General features: G+C 65.5%; 16 protein-coding genes. 11 read left to right on the forward strand and 5 right to left on the reverse strand.

Annotated features, from left to right (window positions below; genetic code table 11):
* Nucleotides 1–115 precede the first annotated feature (115 nt).
* Genes J2X09_RS00360 through J2X09_RS00375 form a run of 4 tightly spaced genes read right to left on the reverse strand, consistent with a single transcriptional unit; the run spans nucleotide 116 to nucleotide 4,209 of the window.
* On the reverse strand, nucleotides 116–961 hold the full coding sequence (locus tag J2X09_RS00360; RefSeq protein WP_204731368.1) for a CpsD/CapB family tyrosine-protein kinase: 846 nt from the start codon (nucleotides 959–961) through the stop codon (nucleotides 116–118).
* 39 nt (nucleotides 962–1,000) lie between these two features.
* Nucleotides 1,001–2,530 (reverse strand): GumC family protein, encoded by a 1,530-nt coding sequence (locus J2X09_RS00365; protein ID WP_204731369.1) that lies wholly within the window; start codon nucleotides 2,528–2,530, stop codon nucleotides 1,001–1,003.
* A gap of 11 nt (nucleotides 2,531–2,541) precedes the next feature.
* Nucleotides 2,542–3,645 (reverse strand): hypothetical protein, encoded by a 1,104-nt coding sequence (locus tag J2X09_RS00370; protein WP_204731370.1) that lies wholly within the window; start codon nucleotides 3,643–3,645, stop codon nucleotides 2,542–2,544.
* Between the two features lie 3 nt (nucleotides 3,646–3,648).
* On the reverse strand, nucleotides 3,649–4,209 hold the full coding sequence (locus J2X09_RS00375; protein WP_204731371.1) for a polysaccharide biosynthesis/export family protein: 561 nt from the start codon (nucleotides 4,207–4,209) through the stop codon (nucleotides 3,649–3,651).
* 344 nt (nucleotides 4,210–4,553) lie between these two features.
* Here J2X09_RS00375 and J2X09_RS00380 point away from each other — a divergent pair, with 344 nt between their 5' ends.
* From J2X09_RS00380 to J2X09_RS00395, 4 genes are read left to right on the forward strand one after another with little or no spacing between them, the layout of a single operon-like run.
* The gene (locus J2X09_RS00380) at nucleotides 4,554–5,552 is read left to right on the forward strand and encodes a glycosyltransferase family 2 protein (protein WP_310306950.1); all 999 of its coding nucleotides are present in this window, start codon (nucleotides 4,554–4,556) and stop codon (nucleotides 5,550–5,552) included.
* Between the two features lie 17 nt (nucleotides 5,553–5,569).
* Nucleotides 5,570–6,139 carry a hypothetical protein gene (locus J2X09_RS00385; RefSeq protein ID WP_204731372.1) on the forward strand — a complete coding sequence of 190 codons (570 nt, stop codon included), beginning with the start codon at nucleotides 5,570–5,572 and terminating at the stop codon, nucleotides 6,137–6,139.
* Nucleotides 6,136–7,338 (forward strand): glycosyltransferase family 4 protein, encoded by a 1,203-nt coding sequence (locus J2X09_RS00390; protein WP_204731373.1) that lies wholly within the window; start codon nucleotides 6,136–6,138, stop codon nucleotides 7,336–7,338. Before J2X09_RS00385 ends, J2X09_RS00390 begins: the two co-directional genes overlap by 4 nt.
* The gene (locus J2X09_RS00395; RefSeq protein WP_204731374.1) at nucleotides 7,335–8,528 is read left to right on the forward strand and encodes a glycosyltransferase family 2 protein; all 1,194 of its coding nucleotides are present in this window, start codon (nucleotides 7,335–7,337) and stop codon (nucleotides 8,526–8,528) included. The genes J2X09_RS00390 and J2X09_RS00395 overlap by 4 nt, the downstream gene beginning before the upstream one ends.
* 52 nt (nucleotides 8,529–8,580) lie before the next feature.
* Here the strand turns inward: J2X09_RS00395 and J2X09_RS00400 are convergent, their stop codons facing one another.
* The gene (locus J2X09_RS00400; protein ID WP_204731375.1) at nucleotides 8,581–9,318 is read right to left on the reverse strand and encodes a WecB/TagA/CpsF family glycosyltransferase; all 738 of its coding nucleotides are present in this window, start codon (nucleotides 9,316–9,318) and stop codon (nucleotides 8,581–8,583) included.
* 144 nt (nucleotides 9,319–9,462) lie between these two features.
* Between J2X09_RS00400 and J2X09_RS00405 the strand changes: the two genes are divergently transcribed.
* From J2X09_RS00405 to J2X09_RS00435, 7 genes are all read left to right on the forward strand, one after another.
* The gene (locus tag J2X09_RS00405) at nucleotides 9,463–10,362 is read left to right on the forward strand and encodes an ExeA family protein (RefSeq protein ID WP_204731376.1); all 900 of its coding nucleotides are present in this window, start codon (nucleotides 9,463–9,465) and stop codon (nucleotides 10,360–10,362) included.
* Between the two features lie 91 nt (nucleotides 10,363–10,453).
* Nucleotides 10,454–16,900 (forward strand): type I polyketide synthase, encoded by a 6,447-nt coding sequence (locus tag J2X09_RS00410; protein ID WP_204731377.1) that lies wholly within the window; start codon nucleotides 10,454–10,456, stop codon nucleotides 16,898–16,900.
* Between the two features lies 1 nt (nucleotide 16,901).
* Nucleotides 16,902–17,882: a glycosyltransferase family 2 protein gene (locus tag J2X09_RS00415; RefSeq protein ID WP_204731378.1), complete on the forward strand. Its 981-nt coding sequence runs from the start codon at nucleotides 16,902–16,904 to the stop codon at nucleotides 17,880–17,882.
* Nucleotides 17,883–17,917: 35 nt separating this feature from the next.
* Nucleotides 17,918–22,549: a MupA/Atu3671 family FMN-dependent luciferase-like monooxygenase gene (locus J2X09_RS00420; protein WP_204731379.1), complete on the forward strand. Its 4,632-nt coding sequence runs from the start codon at nucleotides 17,918–17,920 to the stop codon at nucleotides 22,547–22,549.
* Nucleotides 22,546–23,244: a 4'-phosphopantetheinyl transferase family protein gene (locus J2X09_RS00425; protein WP_204731380.1), complete on the forward strand. Its 699-nt coding sequence runs from the start codon at nucleotides 22,546–22,548 to the stop codon at nucleotides 23,242–23,244. The genes J2X09_RS00420 and J2X09_RS00425 overlap by 4 nt, the downstream gene beginning before the upstream one ends.
* 42 nt (nucleotides 23,245–23,286) lie before the next feature.
* Complete coding sequence (locus J2X09_RS00430; RefSeq protein ID WP_204731381.1) at nucleotides 23,287–24,510, forward strand: glycosyltransferase; 1,224 nt, start codon at nucleotides 23,287–23,289, stop codon at nucleotides 24,508–24,510.
* Nucleotides 24,511–24,546: 36 nt separating this feature from the next.
* Entirely contained in the window at nucleotides 24,547–25,500 is a 954-nt protein-coding gene (locus tag J2X09_RS00435) for a hypothetical protein (protein ID WP_204731382.1), read from the forward strand.
* The last annotated feature ends 4 nt before the right edge of the window (nucleotides 25,501–25,504 follow it).

The raw sequence follows: 25,504 nt of genomic DNA on the forward strand, positions 1-25,504 counted from the left end.
CTTTACGGCTCCTTGGATTCAGATGGTTGCAGGCCGCATCGGGGCGGAAAGGCCCTGAGTCGGATCAGAGGGCGAGCGACGGCACCTTGCGGTGTCCGGACTCAGGACAGGGCGCTCAGTAATAGGCGTTGTTGACGGGCGCCTCGTCCTTGTTCAGGACGACCCCGAGCAGGTTGAATTTCGAGAGGCGGCTCATCGACTCTTCGATTTCCTTCTTGGTCGACACGCCATTGCCGACCACCATCAGCACACAATCGACACGAGGGAGCACCGCCAGCACATCGTCGGCCGCGAGCACGGGCGGCAGATCCACCACCACCACGCGATCCGAGTAGTGCTCACGCAATTCGCTCATGAGCGCGGCCACCCTGCTTGAGCCCAGCACCTCGGCCGAGCTGGGGATGGGGCGCTGCGTGGGGAGGACGACAAACCGGGGAATGCCTGGATTCACCATCGCGTCCTCGATACGGGCGTTGCCTGCCAGCACCTGATTCAGCGAGACGTCCCGTTGCAGGCCGAGCGAACTCGCGACGCGAGGGCGACGAAGATCGAAGTCGATCAACAGAGACGTTCTGTTGGTCTGCTGCGCGATACCGATCGCCAGGTTGATCGCCACCACCGTCTTGCCCGACTCCATCGTCGGTGACGTGACCGCCAGCGTGCGCCAGCCGTTCTCATCCATCTTCTGCAGCACCTGGGTGCGCAGCAAATCGAATGCCCACGAGACCGGGTGCATCTTCTCGTGCGCCACGATGCGCTGGCTCGAGAGGTGTTCGGGATCCAGCTGGATCACCGGCGTCTGCCGATACTGGACCTGCGTGTCCAGCTCGGAAGTCGGACCGCGATCACCCGTGTTCTGGGGTTTCACAGCCGTCAGGCGGACGGCGCTTGCACGCGCTGCGCCATCGGATTGCTCGCGTTGGGTCTTGGCCTTCTCGATGGCGTCTTTGATGCGTTCCATTGAACGAGCGCTCTCAGTCTGTGCGTGTAAGGAAATGGATCAGCGCGTCTTGGGGCGGAACACCCCCAACAGCGACGCGAAGAAGGAGCGTTTGTGCCAGTCGGCTTCAGAGCCGATGGGGATATAGGGAATCACGGCCAGCGGCCGCTGGTTCACCGCCGCAGTCAGCGCATTCGCACCCCAGACGCGGCCCAGCAGCATCTCCAGCAACAGGGCCACCCCCACTGCAGCACCCAGTGCCGCAATGAAACCTGCGGCCACCACCTTCTTGCGGCTGGGCTTGATCGGATATTCGGGCATCAACGGCGGTTCCAGCAAGGTGAAGCGCTCCGCCTGCTGCCCTCCCTCCAGATTCTCAACAACCTGGGCCGAGAGCAACTGGTTGCGGAGTTCTTCGTATTTGGTTTTCGCGGCATCGTAGTCGCGCTGCAGGCCTGCCAGCTGGCGTTCGAGCTGCGGTGCCCTGCTCGCCTGAACGCGCAGCTGTCCGATGCTGCCTCGAAGAGACGACTGCTGGCTCGCCAGCAGATCCGCACGGGATCGGGCGGACTGCACCTGCGCTTCCAACCGTGAGACCGCCAGGGTCGCCTGCTCCCTCGCGGCGTTTCTCGATGGTGTCTGCGCGCGGGCCTCGTTGGCTGCAGCGGCTTCCAGGCTGGGAATCCGGCGCAACAGCGTGCGGACATCAGGATGGTCTTCCGAGTAGATGGCACGCAAGCCCGCCAACTCGGCACGCGCACGGTCCAGCTCAACTTCGGTCGGACTCGGACCCGAGTTGGTCACCGCCCCTGGGGCAACCACACCACGCCGGGCCGCCTCCAGATCCACTTCGAGCGAACGCAGTTCATTCATCGCCAAGCGGTGATCCCGTTCCACGGTCCGCAGGTCCGCTTCCATGGTGGAAAGATTGGCCATGGTCGTGGCGGCATTGTCCGGCAATGCCCCGAACTGTTGCGACTTGAACGTGGCGATCTGGCCTTCCAGAGATTCGAGCTCCTTGCGAACCCGCTCGCTTTCACCCGTGAGGAACTCCGTCGTGCGCGATGCCTGGTCCACGCGGGTCTGGCGGTTGCTGGACAGGAACATGTTCGCCAGCTCCTTGGTCACCTCCAGCGCCTTGGTCGGATCCGAGTGCTGGAAGGACAGGTTGAACGAGATCGACGAGGGCCGGGAGTCCCAGGTTTCGGGCGCAGTGCGCATCAGCTCCAGCCGGATGCTCTCGCGCATGGCCTTGAAGATGTCGGTGTCTGACCTGGCCTTGTCGCCCGAAGCCGAGAACAGCTGGTGCTCCTCCGCCACCCGAACCAGGTTCTCGCGGGTCATCAAGCGCTGACGAATCAGGTTCACACGCTCTTCCGGACGCGACCGCACAGCGTTCTCTTCCACCGCCATCTTCACCTGCGGCCCTTCCACGAGGATCGTGGCCGTGGATTCATAGACGCGCGGCAACACGAAGGCCAGCACCACGGCGGCCGTCAGGACAGCACCGAAAACAAGAACCATTGCCAGCGCACGCCGGCGCAGGATCGACAGGTAGTCGTGCAAACTGGGCTGGTAATCACCAAACATGAACGTTGCCCTTAGCGGCCAGGAAACAGATAGATCAGAGCTGCACGGACAGACCAACCGGTGCCCGTACCACCCACGACGTAATTCGACTTGCGATCCTCGACACCCAGCAGCGACGACCAGTTGGAGGCCAGTTCGTTGTTGAGTGTGAGACCCAGCACCGTACCCGTGGCACCCGCAGGGCCTATCGATTCACTGCGTCGGTAGCTCGCGGAAATCGTGGCGCTCTCCGACAACTGATAACCCAGCCGCACCCGCAGCACGTCAGCCCGAACGTAACCCGAGGTGGAGCTCAGAGGCTCCATGCCTCGCTGCAGTTCGAACTCGGTTGTCAGCCGTGTTCCCGTGTGAGTCAGTTGCACCCCACCGACCGTGGCAGACGAGGGCATGAAACCCGTGGCACGTGCATGCCCCAGGGACGCCGTCAGCGACAGATCCGGCGCCAGCTGCGCGCGCGAACCCACCAGCCAGCGATTCAACCGGGAATCCGGAATGCCACCCGCGGGAAGCAGCCGCGAAAAGGCCGGTTCAACGTAGTACGTGGTCCGCTCCGTCGCCTCCCAGGAGAAACGGCTGAACACTTCCTGTTCGCGGTAGTCAACCAGAAGAGGCGTGTCGTACGTGACGCGGTTGTTCTCGGCGCCCAGTGTCAGCCGGGTGCGCGCCGTCAAATCCTTGTTCCAGGTGGCGCCCAGCACCGCGGTGCGCTCCTTGCCGTCGACCGTCACACGGCCCAAGTCCTGCAGCTCCGTGTTGCGGGTGGCAGATTCGGCCAGATTGCCGCGCAACTCGATGTCTGCCGTGGGCCACGTGTAGCCCCAGGTGTAGCCGAGGCTGGGATAGTTGCGGCTGGCCAGCCGCTGGGTATTGCTGGAGCGCTCGATCACGGCACCTGCGGTGAAGCGGGACCGGGTTCGATCGCCCTGTGCTTCATACGTGTAGGTGGGCACAAGACGAACCACGGTCACGCCACCCGGGTTGACAGGTGACAGCAACGGGTTTTCGATCTGCTCCACCTCGGTCGAGATGTTCACCGAATACTGGGCGTGCACGGACCCGACGCCCGCGCACATCGCAGCCGCCATGCAAAGGGATGCGGTATTGGCTTTGCTCATGTTTCAAGGCACCAGGATAGTGTCACCGGGCAGCAGGACGACGTTCGTCTCCAGCGCATTGCCACGCATCAGGTCGTTGTAGCGAACCGGCAGGGCCGTGGCGGCTCCATTGGCCTGGCGCAGGACACGGATCGAATTCGCATCCGCGAAGCGGTCCACGCCACCGACCTGGCTGAGCACCTGCAGAACCGTGGTGGACGGCGACATCAGTGTCACAGGACCCGGCTCTGCCACCTTTCCGAGCACGTACACGCGGCTGCCGTCGATGCCGGTTACGGTCACCGTGACCACGGCCTCAGGAATGAAATTCTTGATCTTGCTTGCGATGCGTTGTTCGGCCTGTGGCGTGGTCAGACCGGCCACTTCGACACGGCCTGCCAGCGGAAAGGTGATGCTGCCATCGGGCAGCACACGCACTTCCATGTTCAAGGCCTGCTCTTTCCAGACCGACACCGTCAGGGCATCACCGTGACGCAACTGATAAGGCGTTGCGGTCTGGGCGCTGGCAACTGCGCCTGCCAGAACCAGCCACAAGAACAGCAGGGCTTGCACTGCGGATTTCATGTTCGATCTCCCGAGGTGGATGAAGTACCGATATTCGAAGCCAGCGCAAAACACGAAAATTTTGCGGCCAACTCCAGCGTCATTTGCAAGCCGTGGCTTGAATAAGATTCACTGCAACGCGTTGCGGCGATGTCACAATTTGTTGCTACACGACGATGTTAAACCAATGAGCCCCCCGTGAGGTGTGAACAGATACACAAACGAGCCGATACGACTTGATCATCAAGTGGCACGAAAGGTCATCTTATGAGAACTGGTAGCCATAATCATCCACAGTTTCGGCAGTTCTTCCACCTCCATGTTCAAACAACAAACTGTTACCAACACACCCGTAGGGCAGCGACGTGCAACCCCCGCACGCTGACCCGGTGGAGACGTCTGCGCCACCGTCGATAGGCGCCGTGATCATTGGCCGCAATGAAGGTGATCGCCTGCGCGTGTGTCTGGCATCGGTGCTGCCCTTCATACAGGCGGCGGTCTATGTGGATTCGGGCTCGACCGATGGATCCGTGGCCATGGCACAGGGCATGGGTGCCGACGTCCTGGCCCTGGACATGGACAAGCCCTTCACCGCCGCGAGGGCGCGCAATGCGGGTCTTCAGCGCCTGCTGGCCCAACACCCGGAAATCCGCTTCGTGCAGTTCATCGACGGGGATTGCGAAGTGGTCCCGGGCTGGATCGAAGCCGCCCACCAATACCTGGAAGCCCAGCCCCGGTGCGCAGTGGTGTGCGGGCGTCGGCGTGAACGCTACCCCGAGAACTCCATCTACAACCTGATGTGCGACCGCGAATGGGACACACCGATCGGCGATGCCCTGAGTTGTGGAGGCGATGCGCTGTTCCGCACCGAGGCCATCACACAGGTCGGGGGTTATCGGGACGGCCTGATCGCGGGAGAGGAACCCGAGCTGTGCCTGCGCCTGAGGCGCGAAGGCTGGCGCGTTCACCGCCTGGACCAGGAGATGACCCGGCACGACGCCGCCATCAGAAGCTGGCGGCAATGGTGGCAGCGGACCGTGAGGGCCGGCCACGCCTTCGCGGAAGGCGCCTGGCTGCATGGCGCGCCGCCGGATCGGCATTGGGTGCGCGAAACGCGGCGTGCTGTTCTGTGGGGCTTGCTGCTGCCTCTCGGCATCGCGCTGCTGGGCACCTTCGTGGATGCGCGGGCATGGCTGCTCGCCCTGCTCTATCCGCTGCAGTGGCTGCGGCTGTCCATCCGCGAACGCTCACCCGCCATGGCCTTTTTCACGCTGGCGGGCAAGTTTGCCGAGGCACGGGGCGTGCTGAAGTTCCACCTCACCCGAATGCTGGGGCGCACCGGGCGCCTCATTGAATACAAGTAGGCGGGGAGGCACGGCGCATGAATGAGGGATGGATGGGCAACTGGTCACCCGGTATCGGTGACCCCACCGTCGGTGGCTGGGTCACGGTTGCGCTGTACGCGCTGGTGGCTTGGGCATGCCATCGCATGTTGCGTCGCGAGCGGCTGCAGCAGGTGGTGCTCAGCGGCAATGAGCGGCTGATCTGGCGCGTACTGATGGTGGGGATGATCGCGCTGGGCATCAACAAGCAGCTGGATCTCCAGTCCGCCTTCACCGAAATGGCGCGTGTTCTGGCCTACGAACAGGGTTGGTACGACAACCGCCGCCAGTATCAGCAAGCCTTCATCGCCGCCATGCCCGTTGCCGGGCTCACGGCGCTGACGGCCATGATGGTTCTGGTCTGGCATGCGCCTGCGCCAACGTTGTGGGCCTGCGCCGGCGCGGCTGGGCTGCTGGTTTTCGTGGTCGTCCGGGCCGCTTCCTTTCACCACGTGGACGAGATCCTCGACTGGCGCCTGGGCCTGGTGCCACTGAACTGGGTGCTCGAGATGGGCTCCCTGATGGTGATTGGCTGGAGCGCCATCAAAAGAATACAGATTCGCACATGAAGATCGCCTATTTCATCAACCAGTACCCGAAGGTCAGCCACAGCTTCATCCGCCGCGAGATTCTGGCGCTGGAACGCCAGGGCGTGGAGGTCACGCGCGTCGCGCTGAGGGGATGGGCCGACCAACTCGTCGACCCGGACGATCTTGAAGAACGCAACAAGACGCAGTACCTCCTGCGCGGAGGCCTGGCCGCCCTGCTGCCGGTGACCTTGCGCCAGTTCCTGAGCCGCCCGGGCGCGTTTCTTCGTGCCGTGGGCATGGCGTTGCGGCTCTCGCGCATGTCCGATCGGGCGGCGCCTTATCACCTCGTGTACCTGGCCGAGGCCTGCGAGCTTGTGCGGCTTTGCCAGGTTCACCAGGTGACGCATCTGCACGTGCACTTCGGCACCAACCCGACCGAGGTGGCCCTGCTGGCCCGCATGATCGGGGGGCCGGCGTTCTCATTCACGGTGCATGGCCCGGACGAGTTCGACCGCCCGCTGGGATTGCACCTGCGGGAAAAGATGGAGGCAGCCGCGCATGTGGTCGCCATCAGTTCCTACGGCCGCAGCCAGCTGTACCGCTGGGTCGGCCACGGCCATTGGCCGAAAGTTCAGGTCGTGCATTGCGGCCTGGAGGCTGCCTACTTCGACACCCCCGCCGAACCCGTTCCTGCCGCACCGCGCCTCGTCTGCGTGGGCCGCCTGTGCGAGCAGAAAGGGCAACTGCTGCTGCTCGATGCCGTCCGGCAGCTCCGGGATCGCGGTGAAGACCTGCATCTGGTGCTGGCGGGTGACGGTGAAATGCGGGATGAGCTTGAACAATTCATCAGCCGCCACGGCCTCCAGTCACAGGTCAGCATCACCGGCTGGATCAGCAGCGAGCGCGTGAAGCAGGAGTTGCAGGCCGCCAGGGTGATGGTGCTCCCCAGCTTCGCCGAAGGGCTGCCCGTCGTGATCATGGAGGCCATGGCCCTGGGCAGGCCCGTTCTCACCACCAGCATCGCCGGCATTCCGGAACTGGTGCGCCATGGAACCGATGGCTGGCTCGTGCCGGCCGGCGACGTGGGTGCCCTGGTCGACATGCTCTCGCGTGCGCTGGCAACGGATGCCGCCACACTGCAGGAAATGGGCACAGCTGCGCGTGCGCGGGTCAGGGAACGGCATCTGATCGACACGGAAGCCGCAAAATTGCGACACATCTTTTCTTCTTCGCCATGATCACCACCCTCATCAGCTGGGCCCTGCTGGCCACCGGCTCCATCCTGCTGGTGCTGGTGGCGTTGCTCGCGCTCCAGGTTGCGGTGAGCCTGTTCCCGCGACGGCTCGATCCGGTCACCAACGCCGACGCCCCCGCCCCTTCGACGGTCGTCCTGATGCCGGCACACGACGAAGCCGAGATCATCGAGTCGATGGTGAAGCAGGCCTTGCAAGTGCTGCCTGCCGGAGGTCGGCTGCTGCTGGTGGCGGACAACTGCACGGACGACACCGCCGCCCGGGCGAGGTCCGCCGGCGCCGAAGTGCTGGAGCGTTTTGACACCAGCCTGCGCGGCAAAGGCTACGCACTCGCCCACGGGGTGAACCATCTGCGGACGTCGCCGCCGGACGTCGTCGTGGTCATGGATGCCGACTGCGTGGCCGAGCCTGGCAGCCTTGCCGCGATTGCGATCGAAGCCCATCGACTGCAACGCCCCGTGCAAGCCATGTACGACATGGTCGCCCCGCCAAATGCCGGGCTGATGCAGCGCATTGCCGCTTTCGCCTGGGACTTCCGTACCCGCCTGCGCGCCGAAGGCTACCGGCGTCTGGGCATGCCCTGCCAGTTGATGGGCAGTGGCATGGCTTTTCCGTGGCCGGTGTTGCAGCAGGTCAACCTGGCCACAGGCCACATCGTGGAAGACCTCAAGCTGGGGCTGGACTGCACCCTGGCGGGCAAGCCTCCACAGTTCTTTCCATCGGCACTCGTCAGCAGCAGCTTCCCCACCAACGAGCAAGGCACACAGTCCCAGCGCAAGCGCTGGGAACATGGGCACCTGAGCATGGTGGCCTCACAGGCCCCGGGCCTGCTCTGGAAATCGCTGACGCACCGCAACGCGAGCCTGGTGGCTCTCACGCTCGACATGTGCGTCCCGCCCTTGGCCCTGTTGACCATGCTGCTCAGTGCGCAAGCGGTTGTCGCCTGCCTGCTCGCCTGGCTCGGACTGGCCTGGCCGGTGGTGGCCACGGTGTCGCTGGCGGGTTTCGCCCTGCTCGCGCTATCGGTGCTGGCGGGCTGGTGGAAAGCCGGTCGCCGCTGGATAGGCTTCGGCGAACTGATGTCCGTGCCCTGGTACATCGTGCGCAAACTGCCGCTCTACCTGGGATTCCTCACGCGGCGCCAGATGAGCTGGATCAGGACCCGCCGGGACTGATCGGCCCTGCTGGCGCGGCCACCGGGCCTCGTGCAAGACCACCGCGCTGCTGTCAGCGACCGGTTGCGACGTCCTTGACCAGGAACCAGATGCCGCGTGGGTAGTTGACGAGGTAGCGCCGCCAGAGGCGGCCTGGCTCGCGCGAGAGGCGGTAGAGCCATTCCAGCCCGGACTTCTGCATCCAGCGCGGGGCGCGACTGCCCTGCGGCCCCAGGATTTCAAAGGTGCCCCCGATGCCCAGCAAGACCAGATGCGGCATGCGACGCCGGAGCTCGACGGCCAGGCGGTCCTGCTTGGGAACACCCAGGGCAATGTAGACCACACGCGCCCCATGCCGGCCCAGTTCGCTGCACAGCGACTCCAGCTGGGTTTCCGACAGGTCCACCTTGCCATCGAAGATGAATCCGCAGGCATCGGTCGCCCGGGCACCGTACTGCTGGATGGTCACCAGCGGGCTGACGCCACCGATGACGGCGAAGCGGGGCACGTTTTCAAGGCGGAACATGGCATCCACGATATCCACGCCCGTGGTGCGCTCGGTGATACCTGCGCCGGGGAACTTGAAGCCCGAAGCCCACACCAGAGGCATACCGTCCGCAGTGATGATGTCGGCCTTCTTGATCAGGCTCCAGTAGTCTGGATCCCGCACACCGCGCGCCAGCATTTCGGTGTTGAGCGTCAGAAGCCAGGCTCCCTCGCCACTGGCGGCCTTGTCCACGATGGTCTGAACATGGCTGTTCAGGTCGCCGCGCGAGACCTTCAATCCACATATTTCACATACATCGGTCATAAGTGCATTCAATTCGATTCAAAGCCGCTGCGGCGCGTCGGTTCCTGGCGGCATCGTAGTCGATAATGTTCTGAATGGGTCGCCGGACCGAATGGGCACGACCGCTTCCCGCCGGCTGGGAAGCAACCACCATCCACGCAGCATATGTACGAATCCTTTTACGGTCTGAAAGAAAAGCCGTTCTCCATCCAGCCAGACCCCGACTTCCTGTACATGGGTAAGCGCCACACGCTCGCCTACACCATGCTGCAGTACGCCATCCACAACCGGGCCGGCTTCACGGTCATCTGCGGAGACATCGGCTGCGGCAAGACCACCCTGATACGGCGTCTGCTCAACGAACTCGGCAGCGAGGTCAAGGTCGGACTGGTCACCAACACGCACCCCGACCTCGCCGACCTCACCGAATGGATCATGCTGGCTTTCGGCCAACCCTACGAGGGCCTCTCGCCCATCGCGCGGTATGACGCCTTCCAGCGCTTCCTGATCAGCGAGTACAGCAAGAACAATCGCGTGGTGCTGATCGTCGATGAAGCCCAGAACGTGAACCCTGCGGCCATGGAGTCGCTGCGCATGCTCTCCAACATCAATGCGGACAAGGACCAGCTGCTGCAGGTCGTGCTTGTTGGGCAGCCGCAACTGCGCACGCTGCTGCAACGTCCGGAATTGCAACAGTTTGCCCAGCGGGTGGCGGCGGATTTTTACATCTCCCCCCTGAATTCGGTGGAAGTCGGGGACTACATCGATCATCGGCTGAAGGTTGCTGGCCGCGAGCGCCAGCTGTTCACCCCTTTGGCCACGGCCAAGATCGCCAAGGCCGCCCACGGGATTCCCCGCAGCATCAACATTCTCTGTGACACCGTGCTCGTGTACGGTTTCGCCGCTGAGGCGCGATTGATCGACGTTCATCTGGTGGATGAAGTGCTCAACGACCGCAGCCAGTACGGTGTTCTGGGCGATACCAATTTCCGGAACAGCACATCTGGAAACAGCCAGTTTGGCGACAGTTCCTTTTCAACACCCTCCGATCCACCGAAAGTGTGACTTCCGCACACGCGGGGTAACAAACTGTTGAGCAATAATTGCTCACCGGCAGGGGGAGGGACGGCCGGGTAACAGCACCTGCGAGAACTGTGTGAACACACGATCAGACGCATCGAACGACATTGCCATCGTCGGAATGGCGGCGCATTTGCCGGGGGCGGCCAATCCGGCGGCCTATTGGGCCAATCTGCGCCAGGGCATTGAATCCATCCGTCGCCTTTCCGAAACCGAGCTGCTCGCTGTCGGCGAGAGCCCGGAGCGCATGCGGCATCGCAATTACGTGCCGGCGGCTGCCGTTCTGGACGGCTTCGAGCAATTCGATGCGGACTTCTTCGGTTTCAGCCCGAAGGAAGCCGCGATCATGGACCCGCAGCACCGCCAGTTCCTGGAAGTGGCCTGGGAAGCACTGGAAAACGCAGGGCATCCTCCAGAGCGCTTTCCCGGCCCCATTGCGGTCTATGCCGGTTGCGGCATGGGCAGCTATTTCTACTTCAACATCTGCTCCAACCCCGATCTGGTGGCCAGCACGGGCATGTTCCTGTTGCGCCACACGGGCAACGACAAAGATTTTCTTTCCACCCGGGTCAGCCACATCTTTGACCTCAAGGGTCCCAGCGTCAACATCCAGACCGCCTGCTCCACGTCGCTGGTCGCGGTGCACTATGCCTGCCAGGCGCTGCTGGGCGGCGAATGCGACATGGCCCTGGCCGGCGGCGTGACGATCGAACTGCCGCACGCCCGGGGTTATCTTTTCCAGGAAGGCGAAATCCTGTCACCCGATGGGCACTGCCACGCCTTCGACCACCGTGCCCAGGGCACCGTGTTCGGCTCGGGCGCCGGCGTCGTGGTGCTGCGCCGGCTGGACGACGCCCTGCGCGACGGCGACCACATCTGGGCGGTCATCAAAGGCACCGCCGTCAACAACGACGGTGCGGCCAAGGCCGGCTATCTGGCCCCCAGCGTGGATGGACAGGCCAAGGCCATCGCCGAGGCGCAGGCCGTGGCCGGCGTCTCGGCCGACACCATCGACTACGTGGAGTGCCACGGCACGGGTACCTATCTGGGTGATCCGATCGAGGTGGCCGCGCTCACACAGGCGTTCCGCGAAACCACGCCCGAGAACGGCTTCTGCCGGATCGGATCGGTCAAGACCAACATCGGACACACCGACACCGCTGCCGGCGTGGCCGGCCTCATCAAGGTGGCGCTGGCGCTGAAGCACCAGGAGATTCCGCCCAGCCTGGGCTACGAACGCCCCAACCCCTCGATCGACTTCGAGACCAGCCCTTTTCAGGTCAACCACACGCTCAGCCCCTGGGTTTCGCACAAGGGGCCGCGCCGTGCCGGCGTGAATTCGCTGGGCGTGGGCGGCACCAACGCCCATGCCGTGCTGGAAGAAGCGCCCGTTGCCGCGGCTTCCGACGCTTCCGACTGGCCATTCCAGGTGCTGGTCGTGTCGGGCCGCTCGCGGGCTGCGGTGGACGCGAACGCCAGGGCGCTGGCTGCCCATCTGCGCGCCCATCCGGAGCAGGATCTGGCCGATGTGGCCTTTACGCTGAAGGAAGGCCGCCGCGCGTTCGAGCACCGGCGCGTGCTCGTGGCCGCCAGCCATGAAGAGGCCGCCACCCTGCTGGAGGGCACCGACACCCGCCGGGTCTTCACCCACAACCACCTGGGCGATGACCCCGAGGTGGTGTTCATGTTCCCCGGCGGTGGCGCCCAGTACGCGGGCATGGCGCGCGAACTCTATGCGACCGAGCCCGTCTTCCAGGACTGGATGGACCGGGGTCTGGATGTCCTGCAGCAGAAGCTGGACTACGACATCCGGGCCTTGTGGCTGCCCGAAGCACACAACCACGCCGACGCGGTCGAAAAACTCAAGCGGCCATCGGTGCAGTTGCCGCTGATCATGATCGTGGAGTACGCCCTGGCCCAACTGTGGATGTCCTGGGGCGTGAAGCCCTCGGCACTTGTGGGTCACAGCATGGGTGAGAACACGGCCGCCTGCCTGGCGGGTGTGATGTCTTTCGAAGACTGCATTGGCCTCGTGCTGCTGCGCGGCCAGCTGTTCGACACCGTTCCGCCGGGCGGCATGCTCAGCGTGCCCCTGGCCGCCAGCGAAGTGCGCGGCCTGCTCGGCACCGAACTCGACATGGCCAGCGTGAATGCACCGGAGCTCTGCGTGGTCTCCGGCCCGCAGAGCGCGCTCGATGCGCTCGAAGCCACCCTGCGTGCGCGCGACGTGGAGCCCCAGCGCATCCAGATCGACATCGCAGCGCACTCGCGCATGCTCGAACCCATCCTGGGCCGCTTCGAAGCCTATCTGCGCAGCATCCGCCTGAGCGCACCCCAGCTGCCCATCATCTCCAACCGCGATGGCCAACCTCTGAGCGCGGGCCAGGCCACCGATCCCCTGTACTGGGTCGGCCACCTGCGCAACACGGTGAACTTCGCCGATTGCATGGACACACTCAAGGGTGCAGACCCGAAACGGGTGTACCTCGAAGTCGGTCCGGGCAAGGCGCTGGGCTCACTGGCCCAGGCGAATGCGATCCCATCCTCCCAGGTGATCAATTCCCTGCGCCACCCCGACCACCAGGTGGCAGACGACGTGTGGTTCCTCGGCACGCTGGGCCGCCTCTGGGCCAACGGCGTGCCGGTGGACTGGGAACCCATCTGGGGCGAGGCGCGCCGCCGCCGCGTTCCCCTGCCCACCTACGCTTTCCAGCGCAAACCGTATTTCATCGAACCGGGCAAGGCCACCCAGGCCGTGCCGGAATCCACCCTGCTGACGCGCACCGACGACGTGGGTCAATGGGGCTACCAGCCTCGCTGGCGCCCGCGCCAGGCGGATGTGGACATCGACGTCACCCAGGACCTGGCGAACACGCCGCCACAAAGCTGGCTGGTGTTCATGGACGAGACCGGCCTGGGCGACGCGCTGGTGCAGCGTCTTCGCGCGGCGGGCCACCGTGTCACGGCCGTGCGCGCCGGCGACGTGTTCGCCCGCGTGAACGAGCAGGAATTCTTGCTGGCACCGGAGCGCGGCCGCGAAGGCTATGACGAACTGGTGCGCGAGCTCATGGCGACCGGCCATCCGCCGCAGCACATCGTGCACGCATGGCTGGTCACGCGTGAAGAACGCTTCCGACCAGGCAGCAGCTTCTTCCACCGCAACATCGAGCAAGGCTTCTTCAGCCTGCTGTTCCTGGCCCAGGCCCTCGTCGAGGAAAACCTCCCCAAACCCCTGCACCTCACGGTGCTGAGCACGGGCGCGGTCCGCGTTCGTGACGAGGCCCTGCCCTACCCGGAAAAGGCCACCCTCATGGGACCGGCCCGCGTGGCACCCCGCGAACTGCCGGGCATGACCTGCACGGTGCTCGATCTGGTCTTGCCCACACAGGACAACCGCTGGCGAGCCAAGCCCCAACCCGAAGCGCTCGGCACCGTGGCCGACCGCGTGCTCGAGGATCTGTTCGCCACGCCGGGCAACCGCGTGGCTGCGCTGCGTGGCGACAAGCGGTTCGAGCTGGGTCATGTTCCTCTGGCGCTACCGGAAACCACCCAACTGCCGCAACTGCCCGAGGGCGCCGTGTGCTTCATCACCGGTGGCCTGGGTGGCATCGGTCTGACGGTCGCGGAGCGTCTGGCGCGTGAGAAGCGCGCCCGTCTGGTGCTGCTGGCACGCCAGGCCTTGCCCGCGCCTGAGACCTGGGACACCGTCCTGCGTGGCCCCGACACGCAAGGCGCACAGGCCATGCGCATCCGTGCGGTGCGCCGCCTGCAAGACCTCGGTGCCGAGGTGCAGGTGATTGCCGCCGACGTGTGCAACGTCAACGACATGCAGGCCGCCGTCGAGCAGGCCCGCCAGCGCTTTGGCCGCATCCACCTGGTGGTGCACGCGGCCGGTGTGGTCGACGACGGGCCGCTGCTCACCAAGACCTCCGGCGCGGTGGAAGAGGTGTTCGCCGCCAAGGTGCATGGCCTGCAGATCCTGCATGAGCTTTTCCCGGATGGGAGCATCGATCAGATGGTGCTCTTCTCATCCACCAGTACCGTCATCGCTCCCGCCGGCCAGGTGGACTACGTGGCTGCCAACGAGTACCTCAACGCCTATGCGCACAGCCGCGCTGCTGGCCGTACGCGCGTGCTGGCGATCGACTGGGGTATCTGGAACGAAGTGGGCATGGCCGCGAAAACGCTGGCCAGCCGCCTCGGCGAATCCGCTCCGGCGCCACGGCACGCAGCCGACAGCCCCCTCTTTGACGAAACCACTTTTGATGCGGCGGGGCACCGGTTGTTCACCGCCACCTGGCGCACCGAGGACCTCTGGATTCTGGATGGGCACCGCACCGCCTCGGGCCAGGCACTGTTGCCCGGCACCGGCTACCTGGAACTGGCTGCGCAGGCGTTGAGAGGCAACGGTGAGAAGGGCCCGTTCGCCATCCACGACCTGTACTTCTTCCGCCCGCTGGAAGTCAATGACGGACAGAACCGCGGAGTGCGCGTGAAGCTTGCGCGCAGCGAAGAAGGCTATGCACTCGAGGTGCGAAGCGATGTGCTGTTCGAAGGCCGCCAGGGATTCCAGCTCAACGCGCAGGCCACGCTGGTGCCCGGCCCACAACCCCAGGCGCAGGCACTGGACATCGCGGCCCTCACCGCACGCTGCCCGCAGCACCACGCAGCCGACCCTGCGGGTCTGCGTTCGCCGCAGGAAGAGCACCTCAATTTCGGGCCGCGCTGGCGCGTGCTGCATTCGGTGGCGTATGGCGAGAACGAGGGCATCGCCCGACTGCAACTGCCTGCGGCGTTCCATGGTGATCTCCAGGAAGGCTTCATGCTGCACCCCGCGCTGCTGGACCTGGCCACGGGCTGGGCCATGCGCCTGATCGCCGGCTACGCGCCCGATCACCTGTGGGTTCCGGTCTCGTACCGCGAGGTGCGCGTGCACAAGCCCCTGCCCGCCCACATCTGGAGCTGGGTGCGCAATGCGCAGGACAACCGCGCCGACGCGCCATTCGCCGTGTTCGACGTGACCTTGTGCGACGAACACGGTGAGGTCTGCGTGGAAGTGCTGGGCTTCTCCATCAAGCGCCTGAGCGACGGTGGCTTCGCCGCCTCGGCCAGCCGGCTGGACGCGCGCGAACTGGTGTTCGATGAAAGCGCGCGCGCCGACGCCCATTCAAAGCTGTCGCCTGCCGAGGAACTGCTACAGCACAACATCGAGCAGGGCATCCGGCCCGCAGAAGGTGCGGACGCCTTCGGCCGGGCACTGGCGACGGGTTTGCCGCAGGTGGTGGTCTCGTCCATGAACTTGGACGCGCTCGTGCGCCAGGCCAGCCAGGCGGTCACAACGGACACGGGCTCGGGCCAGAAATTCCAGCGCCCCGACCTGGACAGCGACTACGTGGAGCCGCGCAACGACGTGGAACGCACCCTGGTGGGCTTCTGGGAAGAGTTGCTGGGTGTGAACCAGGTCGGTGTGGAAGACAGCTTCTTCGACCTGGGAGGGCACTCGCTGATCGCGGTGCGTCTGTTCGCCATGGTCAAGAAAGCCTACCGGGTCGAATTCCCGATCTCGGTGCTGTTCGAAGCACCCACGATCGCCCTGTGCGCGGGCATGATCCGCGAGCGCATCGGTGACACGGGCACAACCGCCGAGGGCGCAGACAATACAGCCGGCACCGCGCCGGCGAGCTCCGCCCCCAGACGCCGATTCACCCATCTGGTGGCCATGCACGATGGAGAAGGCGGTGAACGCACGCCGTTCTTCCTGGTCGCGGGCATGTTCGGCAATGTGCTCAACCTGCGGCACCTCGCCCGTCTTATCGGTGTGGGCCGCCCGTTCTACGGTCTGCAGGCGCGCGGCCTGTATGGCGATCAGGCGCCGCACGCCACCCTCGTGGAAGCCGCCACCGACTACATCGCCGAGATGCGCCAGGTTCAGCCGCATGGCCCCTACCTGCTGGGAGGCTTCTCGGGCGGTGGCATCACCGCGTACGAAATCGCCCGCCAACTCGAAGCCGCGGGCGAGAAGGTGTCGCTGCTGGTGCTGCTGGACACACCGCTGCCCATGCGCCCCAGCCTGAGCCGCCCGGACAAGGCACTCATCAAGCTGGCCGATCTGCGCAAGGGAGGCTTCGGCTTTCTCAAGGAATGGGTCCAGCGCCGCATCGCCTGGGAGCTGCAACGCCGCAGGGGCGATGCAGCGCCCACCGCCAGTGCCCACCAGCTGCACAACGCGGAAATCGAAGCCGCGTTCCGTGCCGCGTTGCCCACCTACCCGCTCAAGTCCTGGGACGGCCCGGCCGTGCTCTTCCGCCCGCCGCTGGACCGGCACTGGAAAGTCACCAACGGCCGCTGGGTGAGCGCGGCGCGCGAGTACGTGTTCGACGACAACGACTGGACGCGCTACATGCCCGCGCTGCGGGTGATCGAAGTTCCGGGCGACCACGACTCGATGGTGCTGGAGCCCAACGTCCGGGTGCTCGCCAGCCATATCCGCAACTGCATCAACGACGCCGAATCGCTTGCCTGACATGAACGACTTTCCCACCGTCCTGACGGTTCTTCTGAACTACCGCACCGCCGACATGACCTTGAAGGCACTGGAAGCAGCGGTGCGGGAAACGGCCGGCATCGCCGGCTCCATCACGGTGGTGGACAACGACTCCCAGGACGGCTCCTACGAGAAGATCAGGGACGCGGTGCTCGCGCAAGGCTGGAGCGATCGCGTGCGGGTGGTGGCGTCGGGCCACAACGGCGGCTTCGGCGCCGGCAACAACGTGGCCATGCGCCTGGGCCTTCCTGACGGCTCCGCGCCCGACTTCGTCTACCTGCTCAACTCCGACGCTTTCCCGGAGCCTGGTTCCGTCCGCATCCTGCTGGATGCGATGCTCGCTCACCCCCATTGCGGCTTTGCCGGGGGCTACACCTTTGGCCAGGACGGCGTGTACCACAACACCGCGTTCCGCTTTCCCGGAATCCTGAGCGAGTTCGAGACAGCCGCTCGCACCGGGCCGATTTCTGCCCTCCTGCGCCGCCATATCGTGGCCATCCCCGAGCCGGCGGAGTCGATGGAAGTCGACTGGCTGGCAGGCGCGAGCCTGCTGATCCGGCGCAAGGCGCTCGATGAGATCGGCCTGTTCGACGAACGCTTCTTCCTCTACTTCGAGGAGACCGACCTCTGCCTGCGCGCGCGGCGCGCAGGCTGGCCCGCCCGCTACGTCAAGGAAAGCCGGATCATGCACATCGGCTCGGTGTCCACCGGCATGAAAGGCTGGAAACGCATGCCGGGCTACTGGTTCGACTCGCGGCTGTGGTACTACATCAAGAACCACGGTCCTTTCTATGCAGCGCTGGCCACCCTGTCCTACGTGGCGGGCTCCATGGTCATGCAGGCCCGGCAGCTCTTTGGGCGCAAGCGCGCCACCGGGCCGGACCGTTTCCTGGGTGACCTGATCTCCCATGCGTTCCGCAGCCTGTGGCAGCGCAAGCTCGTGGGCGGCCGGCCCAGCTAGCCAGCCAGACCCTTCTCACGTTTTTGGAGCGATACATGAGCGGTTTTTCGTGTGTGGTGATGGGCAACGAGTCCCTGCTGATCCAGTGCGCCGATCGCGTGCTGCAAGGGGGCGACAAGATCTCGGCGGTGGTCACGCGGAACGCCGACATCCGAGCGTGGGCCGTGCACCAGGGCATCCGCGTGGAAGCCCCCGGCGAAGGTCTGGGTGATCGCCTGGCAGATGTCAGCTTCGACTGGCTGTTCAGCATTGCCAACCTCTCGGTGATTCCGCAGAGCGTGCTGGATCGCGCAGCGCGCGGCGCCATCAACTTCCACGACGGCCCGCTGCCCCGGCACGCCGGCCTGAATGCACCCGTGTGGGCCATCCTGGAACGCGAGAAGCAGCATGGTGTGACCTGGCACATGATCGAAGGCGGCATCGACGAAGGTGACATCGTCAAGCAGAAGCTGTTCGACATGGCACCCAACGAAACCGCGCTGACGCTGAACACGCGGTGCTACGAAGCCGCGATGGAAAGCTTCGCGGAGCTGCTCGCCGACCTGCGCGGGCCAGGCGTCAAACGCGTTCCCCAGGATTTGAGCCAGCGCAGCTACCACGCGCGGTTGGACCGCCCCGCCGCTGCCGCGCGGCTCGACTTCACCCAGCCCGCCGAAACGCTGGTCGCCCTGGTCAACGCGCTGGACCACGGCACCTACTGGAACCCACTCTCCTGCCCCAAGGTGGAGGTGGACGGTCGCGTGCTGATCGTCACCAGCGCTGCGGTCGAAACGCAGGCAGCCCATGCCGCTCCCGGCGAAGTGATCGAATCCACGCCTGGCGGCCTCGTGGTGGGCACGGCGTCCGCGCCCGTCCGCCTCGCGGGCCTGCGCGATCCCCAGAGTCAGGCCGTGTGCCCGACCACCGTGGCCAGGGTGGGCGACCAGCTGCCTTCGCTGGACGCCAGCGCGGCCAAGACCCTGAGCGACAGCCTGGCCAGCGTGGCGGCGGGCGAAGACGCATGGCGCCGCTGCCTGCAATCGCCCCAGGCCATCGATCTGCCCTCGGCCACCGCCGCCACGACCACGGGTGCACTGAAGCAGGCCCCACTGAAGGTGCCGGCCGGTCTCACCGGCGATCGCCTGATCGCGGCCGTGGCCGCCTGGGTGGCCCGTGTGAGCGGCAAGCATTCGCTGGATCTGGCCTACCGTGATGCGGCCGCACCGAAGGCACCTGGCTACCTGTCAACATGGGTGCCGCTGCGCCTCGCTGCGGCGGGCGACACCACTTTTCCGGCGTTCCATGAACACTGCGCGGCCGTGCTCGAAAAGGCACGCCGCCATCCCGCGTTCGCGCTCGACCTCGTCGCCCGCGATCCCGCCATCAAGGGCCTGTCGGTGCCCCAGGTCGGGCTGTCGCAAGGCGCGGGCTTCATCGACGGCTCGGCCGTCACCGTGCAGCTCGACACGGATGGCGGTCTCACGCTGTTTCACGACACCAGTCGCCTGCCCGATGACGCTGCCACGCAGCTCACGCAACGCCTGCAAGGCGTGCTGGACGCGCTGGGCGATGCGGCCGGTCAAGCGACGACACTGGGGCGCCTGCCCATCATGTCGCCTGCCGAACGCGAGCAGGTGCTCTACGGCTGGAACGAAACCGTCTGCGACTACGAGCGCCACACCTGTGTGCACCAGTTCTTCGAGAAGCGGGTGCAACAGAGCCCGGACGCCCCTGCGGTGGTGTTCGAAGGCGAAACCCTCAGCTACGACCAGCTCAACCGCCGCGCCAACCAGGTGGCCCACCGTCTGCAGGGCATGGGTGTTCGCCCCGGCACGCTGGTCGGCCTGTACTCGGCCCGCTCGCTGGATCTGCTGGTGGGCGCGCTGGCCATCCAGAAAGCCGGTGGCGCCTACGTGCCCTTGGACCCCGCCTACCCACCCGACCGGGTTGCTCTCTACATCGAGGACAGCGGCGCACCCGTGATCGTGGCGCAAGCCGCGTTGCAGGCCAGCCTGCCCCCGCACAAGGCCCAGGTGCTGGTGATCGACCAGGACACGCAGATTGGCGCGCAGCCGCAGGCCAACCCCGACAGCGGCGTGCAGTCGTCCGACATCGCCTACATGATCTACACCTCGGGCTCGACCGGCCGGCCCAAGGGCGTGATGGTCGAGCACCGCAACGTGGCCAACTTTTTCCGCGGCATGGACGACCGCATCAGCCACGACCCACCCGGCGTGTGGCTGGCCGTCACCAGCCTGTCTTTCGACATCTCCGTGCTGGAGCTGTTCTACACGCTGGCGCGCGGCTTCAAGCTGGTGCTCTCCAGCGACGAGAACCGCGCGCTGGTCTCCGGCGGCACCCTGCCCCTCTCGGACGCGAAGATGGATTTCAGCCTCTACTACTGGGGCAACGACGACGGCGCGGGACCGAAGAAGTACGAACTGCTGCTCGAAGGCGCGAAATTCGCCGACGCCAACGGCTTCTGTGCGGTGTGGACACCCGAGCGCCACTTCCACGCCTTCGGTGGCCCCTACCCCAATCCGTCGGTGACCGGTGCGGCCGTCGCCGCCGTCACGAAGAACATCGGTGTTCGCGCGGGCAGCTGCGTGGCGCCGCTGCACCACCCGGCGCGCATCGCCGAAGAGTGGGCGGTGATCGACAACCTCACCAATGGCCGCGCCGCGATGGCCATCGCCTCGGGCTGGCAGCCGGACGATTTCGTGCTCCGTCCCGAGAACGCGCCCCCGCGCAACAAGGCCGCCATGCTGGACACCATCCAGGTGCTGCGCCGCCTCTGGCGTGGTGAAGCGGTGGAGTTCCCCAACGCCGACGGAAAGCCATTGGCCGTGGTCACCCAGCCCCGGCCGGTGTCCAAAGAACTGCCGGTGTGGGTCACCACCGCCGGCAACCCCGACACCTGGAAGGAAGCCGGCGCCATCGGCGCCAACGTGCTGACCCACCTGCTGGGCCAGACCGTCGACGAAGTGGCGGGCAAGATCAGGATCTACCACCAGGCACTGCGCGACGCGGGCCATGACCCCGCGAAGTTCACCGTCACGCTGATGCTGCACACCTACATCGCGAACGACCGCGACGCCGCGCGCGAGACGGCGCGTGGGCCGATGAAGGATTACCTGCGGAGTGCGGCCGGGCTGATCAAGCAGTACGCATGGGCCTTCCCGGCTTTCAAGAAGCCCGTCGGCGTGAGCAACCCCTTCGAGCTGGACCTGCGCTCGCTGAATGACGAGGAAATGGAAGGCATCCTGGACTTTGCATTCCAGCGCTACTTCGAGGACTCCGGCCTGTTCGGCACCGTGGAGGACTGCCTGCAGCGCGTCGAGGAACTCAAGCGCATTGGTGTGGGCGAAGTGGCCTGCCTGATCGACTACGGCATTCCCCGCGAACAGGTGCTCGAAGGCCTGCGCCCGCTGGCCGAGGTGCTGCGCCGCTCGAACCAGCCCGTCACGCTGCCGGACGATGACTTCTCGATCGCCGCCCAGATCCTGCGCCACAAGGTCACCCACCTGCAGTGCACGCCCAGCATGGCGCGCATGATCGCCATGAACGACGAGGCCCGTGTGGCGCTGTCGCGCGTGAAGCACATGATGATCGGCGGCGAGGCCCTGCCTGGCACGCTGGTGGCCGAACTCGGCAAGGTCACTTCCGCGTCCATCGAGAACATGTACGGGCCGACCGAAACCACCATCTGGTCGTCCACCGAAACCGCCAGCGCGGGCGAGGCCGTGGTCAACATCGGCCGCCCGATCGCCAACACGCAGTTCTATGTGCTCGATGAAAACCAGCAGCCGGTGCCGGTGGGCGTGCCGGGCGAGCTCTACATCGGCGGCGACGGCGTCACGCGCGGTTACTGGCAACGTGCCGACCTGACGGCCGAACGCTTCCCGGCCGACCCTTTCGTGAAACCCGCGCATGCCGCACCGGCCGGCGCGCGCATGTACCGCACGGGCGACCTCGCGCGCTGGCGCAAGGACGGCCGCATCGACTTCCTCGGTCGTGCCGACTTCCAGGTCAAGATCCGCGGCTACCGCATCGAGCTAGGTGAAATCGAAGCGGTGCTGGAATCCGCGCCCGGCATCCGCCAGGCGGTGGTGGTCGCGCGCGAAGACCAACCCGGCGACGTGCGGCTGGTGGCCTACCTGCGCACCGACCCCGGTTTTTCCGCCGACCGCCTGCGCGACTGGACGGCCGAACGCCTGCCCGAGCACATGGTGCCTGCGCACTTCATGACGGTCGACGAGTTCCCGCTCACGCCCAACCGCAAGGTCGACCGCAAGGCCCTGCCCGCGCCCTCACAGCACACGCTGCGCGAACGCACCGAAGTCTTCGTGGCGCCGGAGAACGAGATCGAAGGCAAGATCGCCGAAATCTGGTCGCGCGTGCTGGGCGTACCGAAGATCGGTGCCAAGGACAACTTCTTCGCGCTCGGCGGCCACTCGCTGCTGGCGGTGCAGGCCCACCGTGAAATCCGGCAGGCCCTCAACACCACGCGCCTGAGCATCACCGACATCTTCCGCTTCCCCACGCTGTCGGCACTGGCCGCCCACCTGGACGACAAGCCGAAGGACAGTCCGCAGGCGGCGGCGGAATCCGCCGAGCGCGCGCAGATGCGCACGGACGCGATGTCGCGGCGGCGCGCGATGCGGGCCGGCAAGCAGACGCAGGAATGAGAGAGTCCGCCGCCTGTGCCGAACCACCCCTGGCACTGCGCACCCTGTGTGCCGACCTGACCGAGCGGTTGGGGCCAGGGATCGGCGTTGCGTGCACAGGGGTGGATGGCGATCCGCGGACGCTGTACGCGGAAGAGTTTGCGGCGGTACAGAAAGCCATTCCCCGGCGCCAGCGCGAGTTCGCGGCCGGACGGCTGGCGGCCCGGCAGGCGATGGCGCAGATCGGCCGGCCGCCAGCGGCCATCCCGAGCGCACCCGACCGCTCGCCCATCTGGCCCGAAGGTCTGACGGGCTCGATCTCCCACACGGATCGCGCCTGCATCGCCGTGGTGGGCGCGTCCGGCAACGGACGATCCATCGGCATCGATCTCGAAGACGACGTGCCGATGGACCCAGGGCTGTGGGATTCGATCTGCACCCCTGGCGAGCGCGCGTTCGTGAGCAGCCAGCCCGAGACGTTCCAGGGGCGCCTGGTCACACGGCTCTTCTCGGCCAAGGAGGCGTTCTACAAATGGCAGTACCCCAGAACCCGCTGCATGCTGGAGTTCCAGGACGTGCATGTCACGCTGCCATCGAATGAACTCCCGTCACGCTGGCGAGTCGTCAGTACACACCGCGATGCGCACGCCGATATCGAAGGCCATGGCATTGCCAGCAACGGCTACTTTGTGGCCTGGGTCATCGGCCACGACTGACGCCCGAAAAGACCACCGACTTCAGCTGAAAGCCCTCCAGAGATGACCGACAAGAACGACACATTGCTGCTGTACGCACCTGTTCCGATCTACAGCAGCGACCAGGGATACCTCCTCGAAGACCAGGCCTGCAACGGGGTGAGGCTGTGGGCCGAGAACTTCGGCCGCGTGATCATCATGTTCCCGGTGCTCCATGGCAAGGCACCCCCCAGCTGGATCCCGATCCAGACATCGGGCATCGACATGGAGCGCGTGGAGATCGTCAGCCTGCCCACCGCCTACCGTCCGGATCAGTTCGCGCGGCACTACGCCGCCACCCGGCGGCAGATCGGGCAACTGATCGACCGGGCCCGCTACCTGTCCTTTGCCATCGGCGGCCTCTTCGGCGACTGGGGCGCGGTCGCCGCGATGGAGGCACACAAGAAACAGCGGCCCTTTGCCGTCTGGGCCGACCGGGTGGAGTCCGAAGTGGTCCGGGAGTCGGTGCGCTCGGCCAAGTCCGCGAAGGAGCGGATCAGGGCCGCGCTGACGTACCGGCCGATGGCCATGCTGGAACGCGCCGTGATCCGCAAGGCCACGATCGGCCTCTTCCACGGCGCCGAAACGCACGCCACCTACGCACCGTACGCCAAGGTGGCGGAGATCGTTCACGACATCCATCTGAGCGAAAAGGACCGCATTCCACCCGAGTTGCTGGCCGCCAAGATGGCCGATGCGGCACAAGGTCCCCTGCGCATCTGCTACGTCGGGCGCGCCGACGCCATGAAGGGCCCGCACGACTGGATACAGGCGATGGTGGACCTTCATCGCAGAGGGGTGGACTTCCAGGCGACCTGGCTGGGCGATGGCGAAGCGCTTGCTGCCATGCGCGCAGAGGTGGCCAGCCATGGCCTGACCGACCGGGTCCACCTGCCTGGGTTCGTGAGAGACCGCTCGCTGCTGCTCGAGACCTTGCGGCGTTCGCACGTTCTCGCGTTCTGTCACAAGACGCCCGAGTCACCGCGCAATCTGATCGAATCCCTCGTGTCGGGAACGCCCATCGTCGGCTACGACAGTGCATTCCCCAGGGATCTCATTTCGGTGCACGGCGGTGGTGTCCTGACGCCACTGAACGATGTCAACGTGCTGGTGAACGCGCTCGAGACCCTGGGCAACGATCGCCCCCGCCTCGCCGCATTGATGAAAAGCGCGGCGCTCGATGGCGACCCTTTCAATGACGTGGCGGTGTTCAAACACCGCAGCGAGATCATCCGGGCACACCTCTGACGGCCCGCTCATCGAACAGGCTCTGCTGACAGCTTCATGAACAAGTTCCGATCGCTCAAGAAGTCGCTGACCTGCCTGGTGCTGATGGGACTCTCCGCCTGCGGGCTGGAAAAAAGCCTGGCCCCGGCAGAGCTCGACAGCCTCTATGCCGCACCACTGACGCCTCCCTCGGAACCGCTTCAGGTGTACCACCTCGGCCACAGCCTGGTAAACCGGGAAATGCCGGCGATGCTCCAGCAGATGGCCGGTGAGGGTCATGACTACCGGTCCCAGCTGGGATGGGGCGCTACGCTGAAATCGCACTGGGAACCTGACGTGCCCATCAATGGCTTCGAGAAGGAAAACGCGCACGCCAAATACGAAGACGTCATGACAGTGGTGAAGAGCGGCCAGCTCGACGCCATGGTGCTGACCGAGATGGTCGAGATCAAGGACGCCATCAAGTACTTCGACAGCCCGAAATACGTGCGCACCTGGGCGCGCGAGACGCGTGCCAGCAACCCGGCAACCCGCGTCTACCTGTACGAGACCTGGCACCCGCTCAACGACCCCAAGGGTTGGCTGGCGCGCCTGGACGAAGACCTGCCCAGGCACTGGGAAGGCGAGCTGCTCGCCAAGGGCATGGCGCATGGCGACACCGGCGGGCCGGTGTATGTGATTCCCGCCGGGCAGGTGATGGCACGGTTCGTGCGTCTTCTGGACGAAAAGGGTGGGCTGCCTGGCCTGCGTTCACGGGAAGACCTGTTCGCCCGCAACCCGGATGGCACACAGGACCACATCCATCTCAATGACTTGGGGAACTACCTGGTGGCACTGACGCATTACGCCGTTCTCTACCATCGCAGCCCAGTGGGCCTGCCGCACCGGCTCAAGCGTGCCGACGGTACGGATGCGGATGCCCCCGACCCTGAGACCGCGCTCGCGATGCAGGAGGTCGTCTGGGAAGTCGTCACGAGCTACCCAAAGACAGGCGTTGCGCAACGCTCATGAGCAA

The organism is Hydrogenophaga laconesensis, from assembly GCF_031457235.1.
Classification (GTDB): Bacteria; Pseudomonadota; Gammaproteobacteria; order Burkholderiales; family Burkholderiaceae_C; genus Hydrogenophaga; species Hydrogenophaga laconesensis.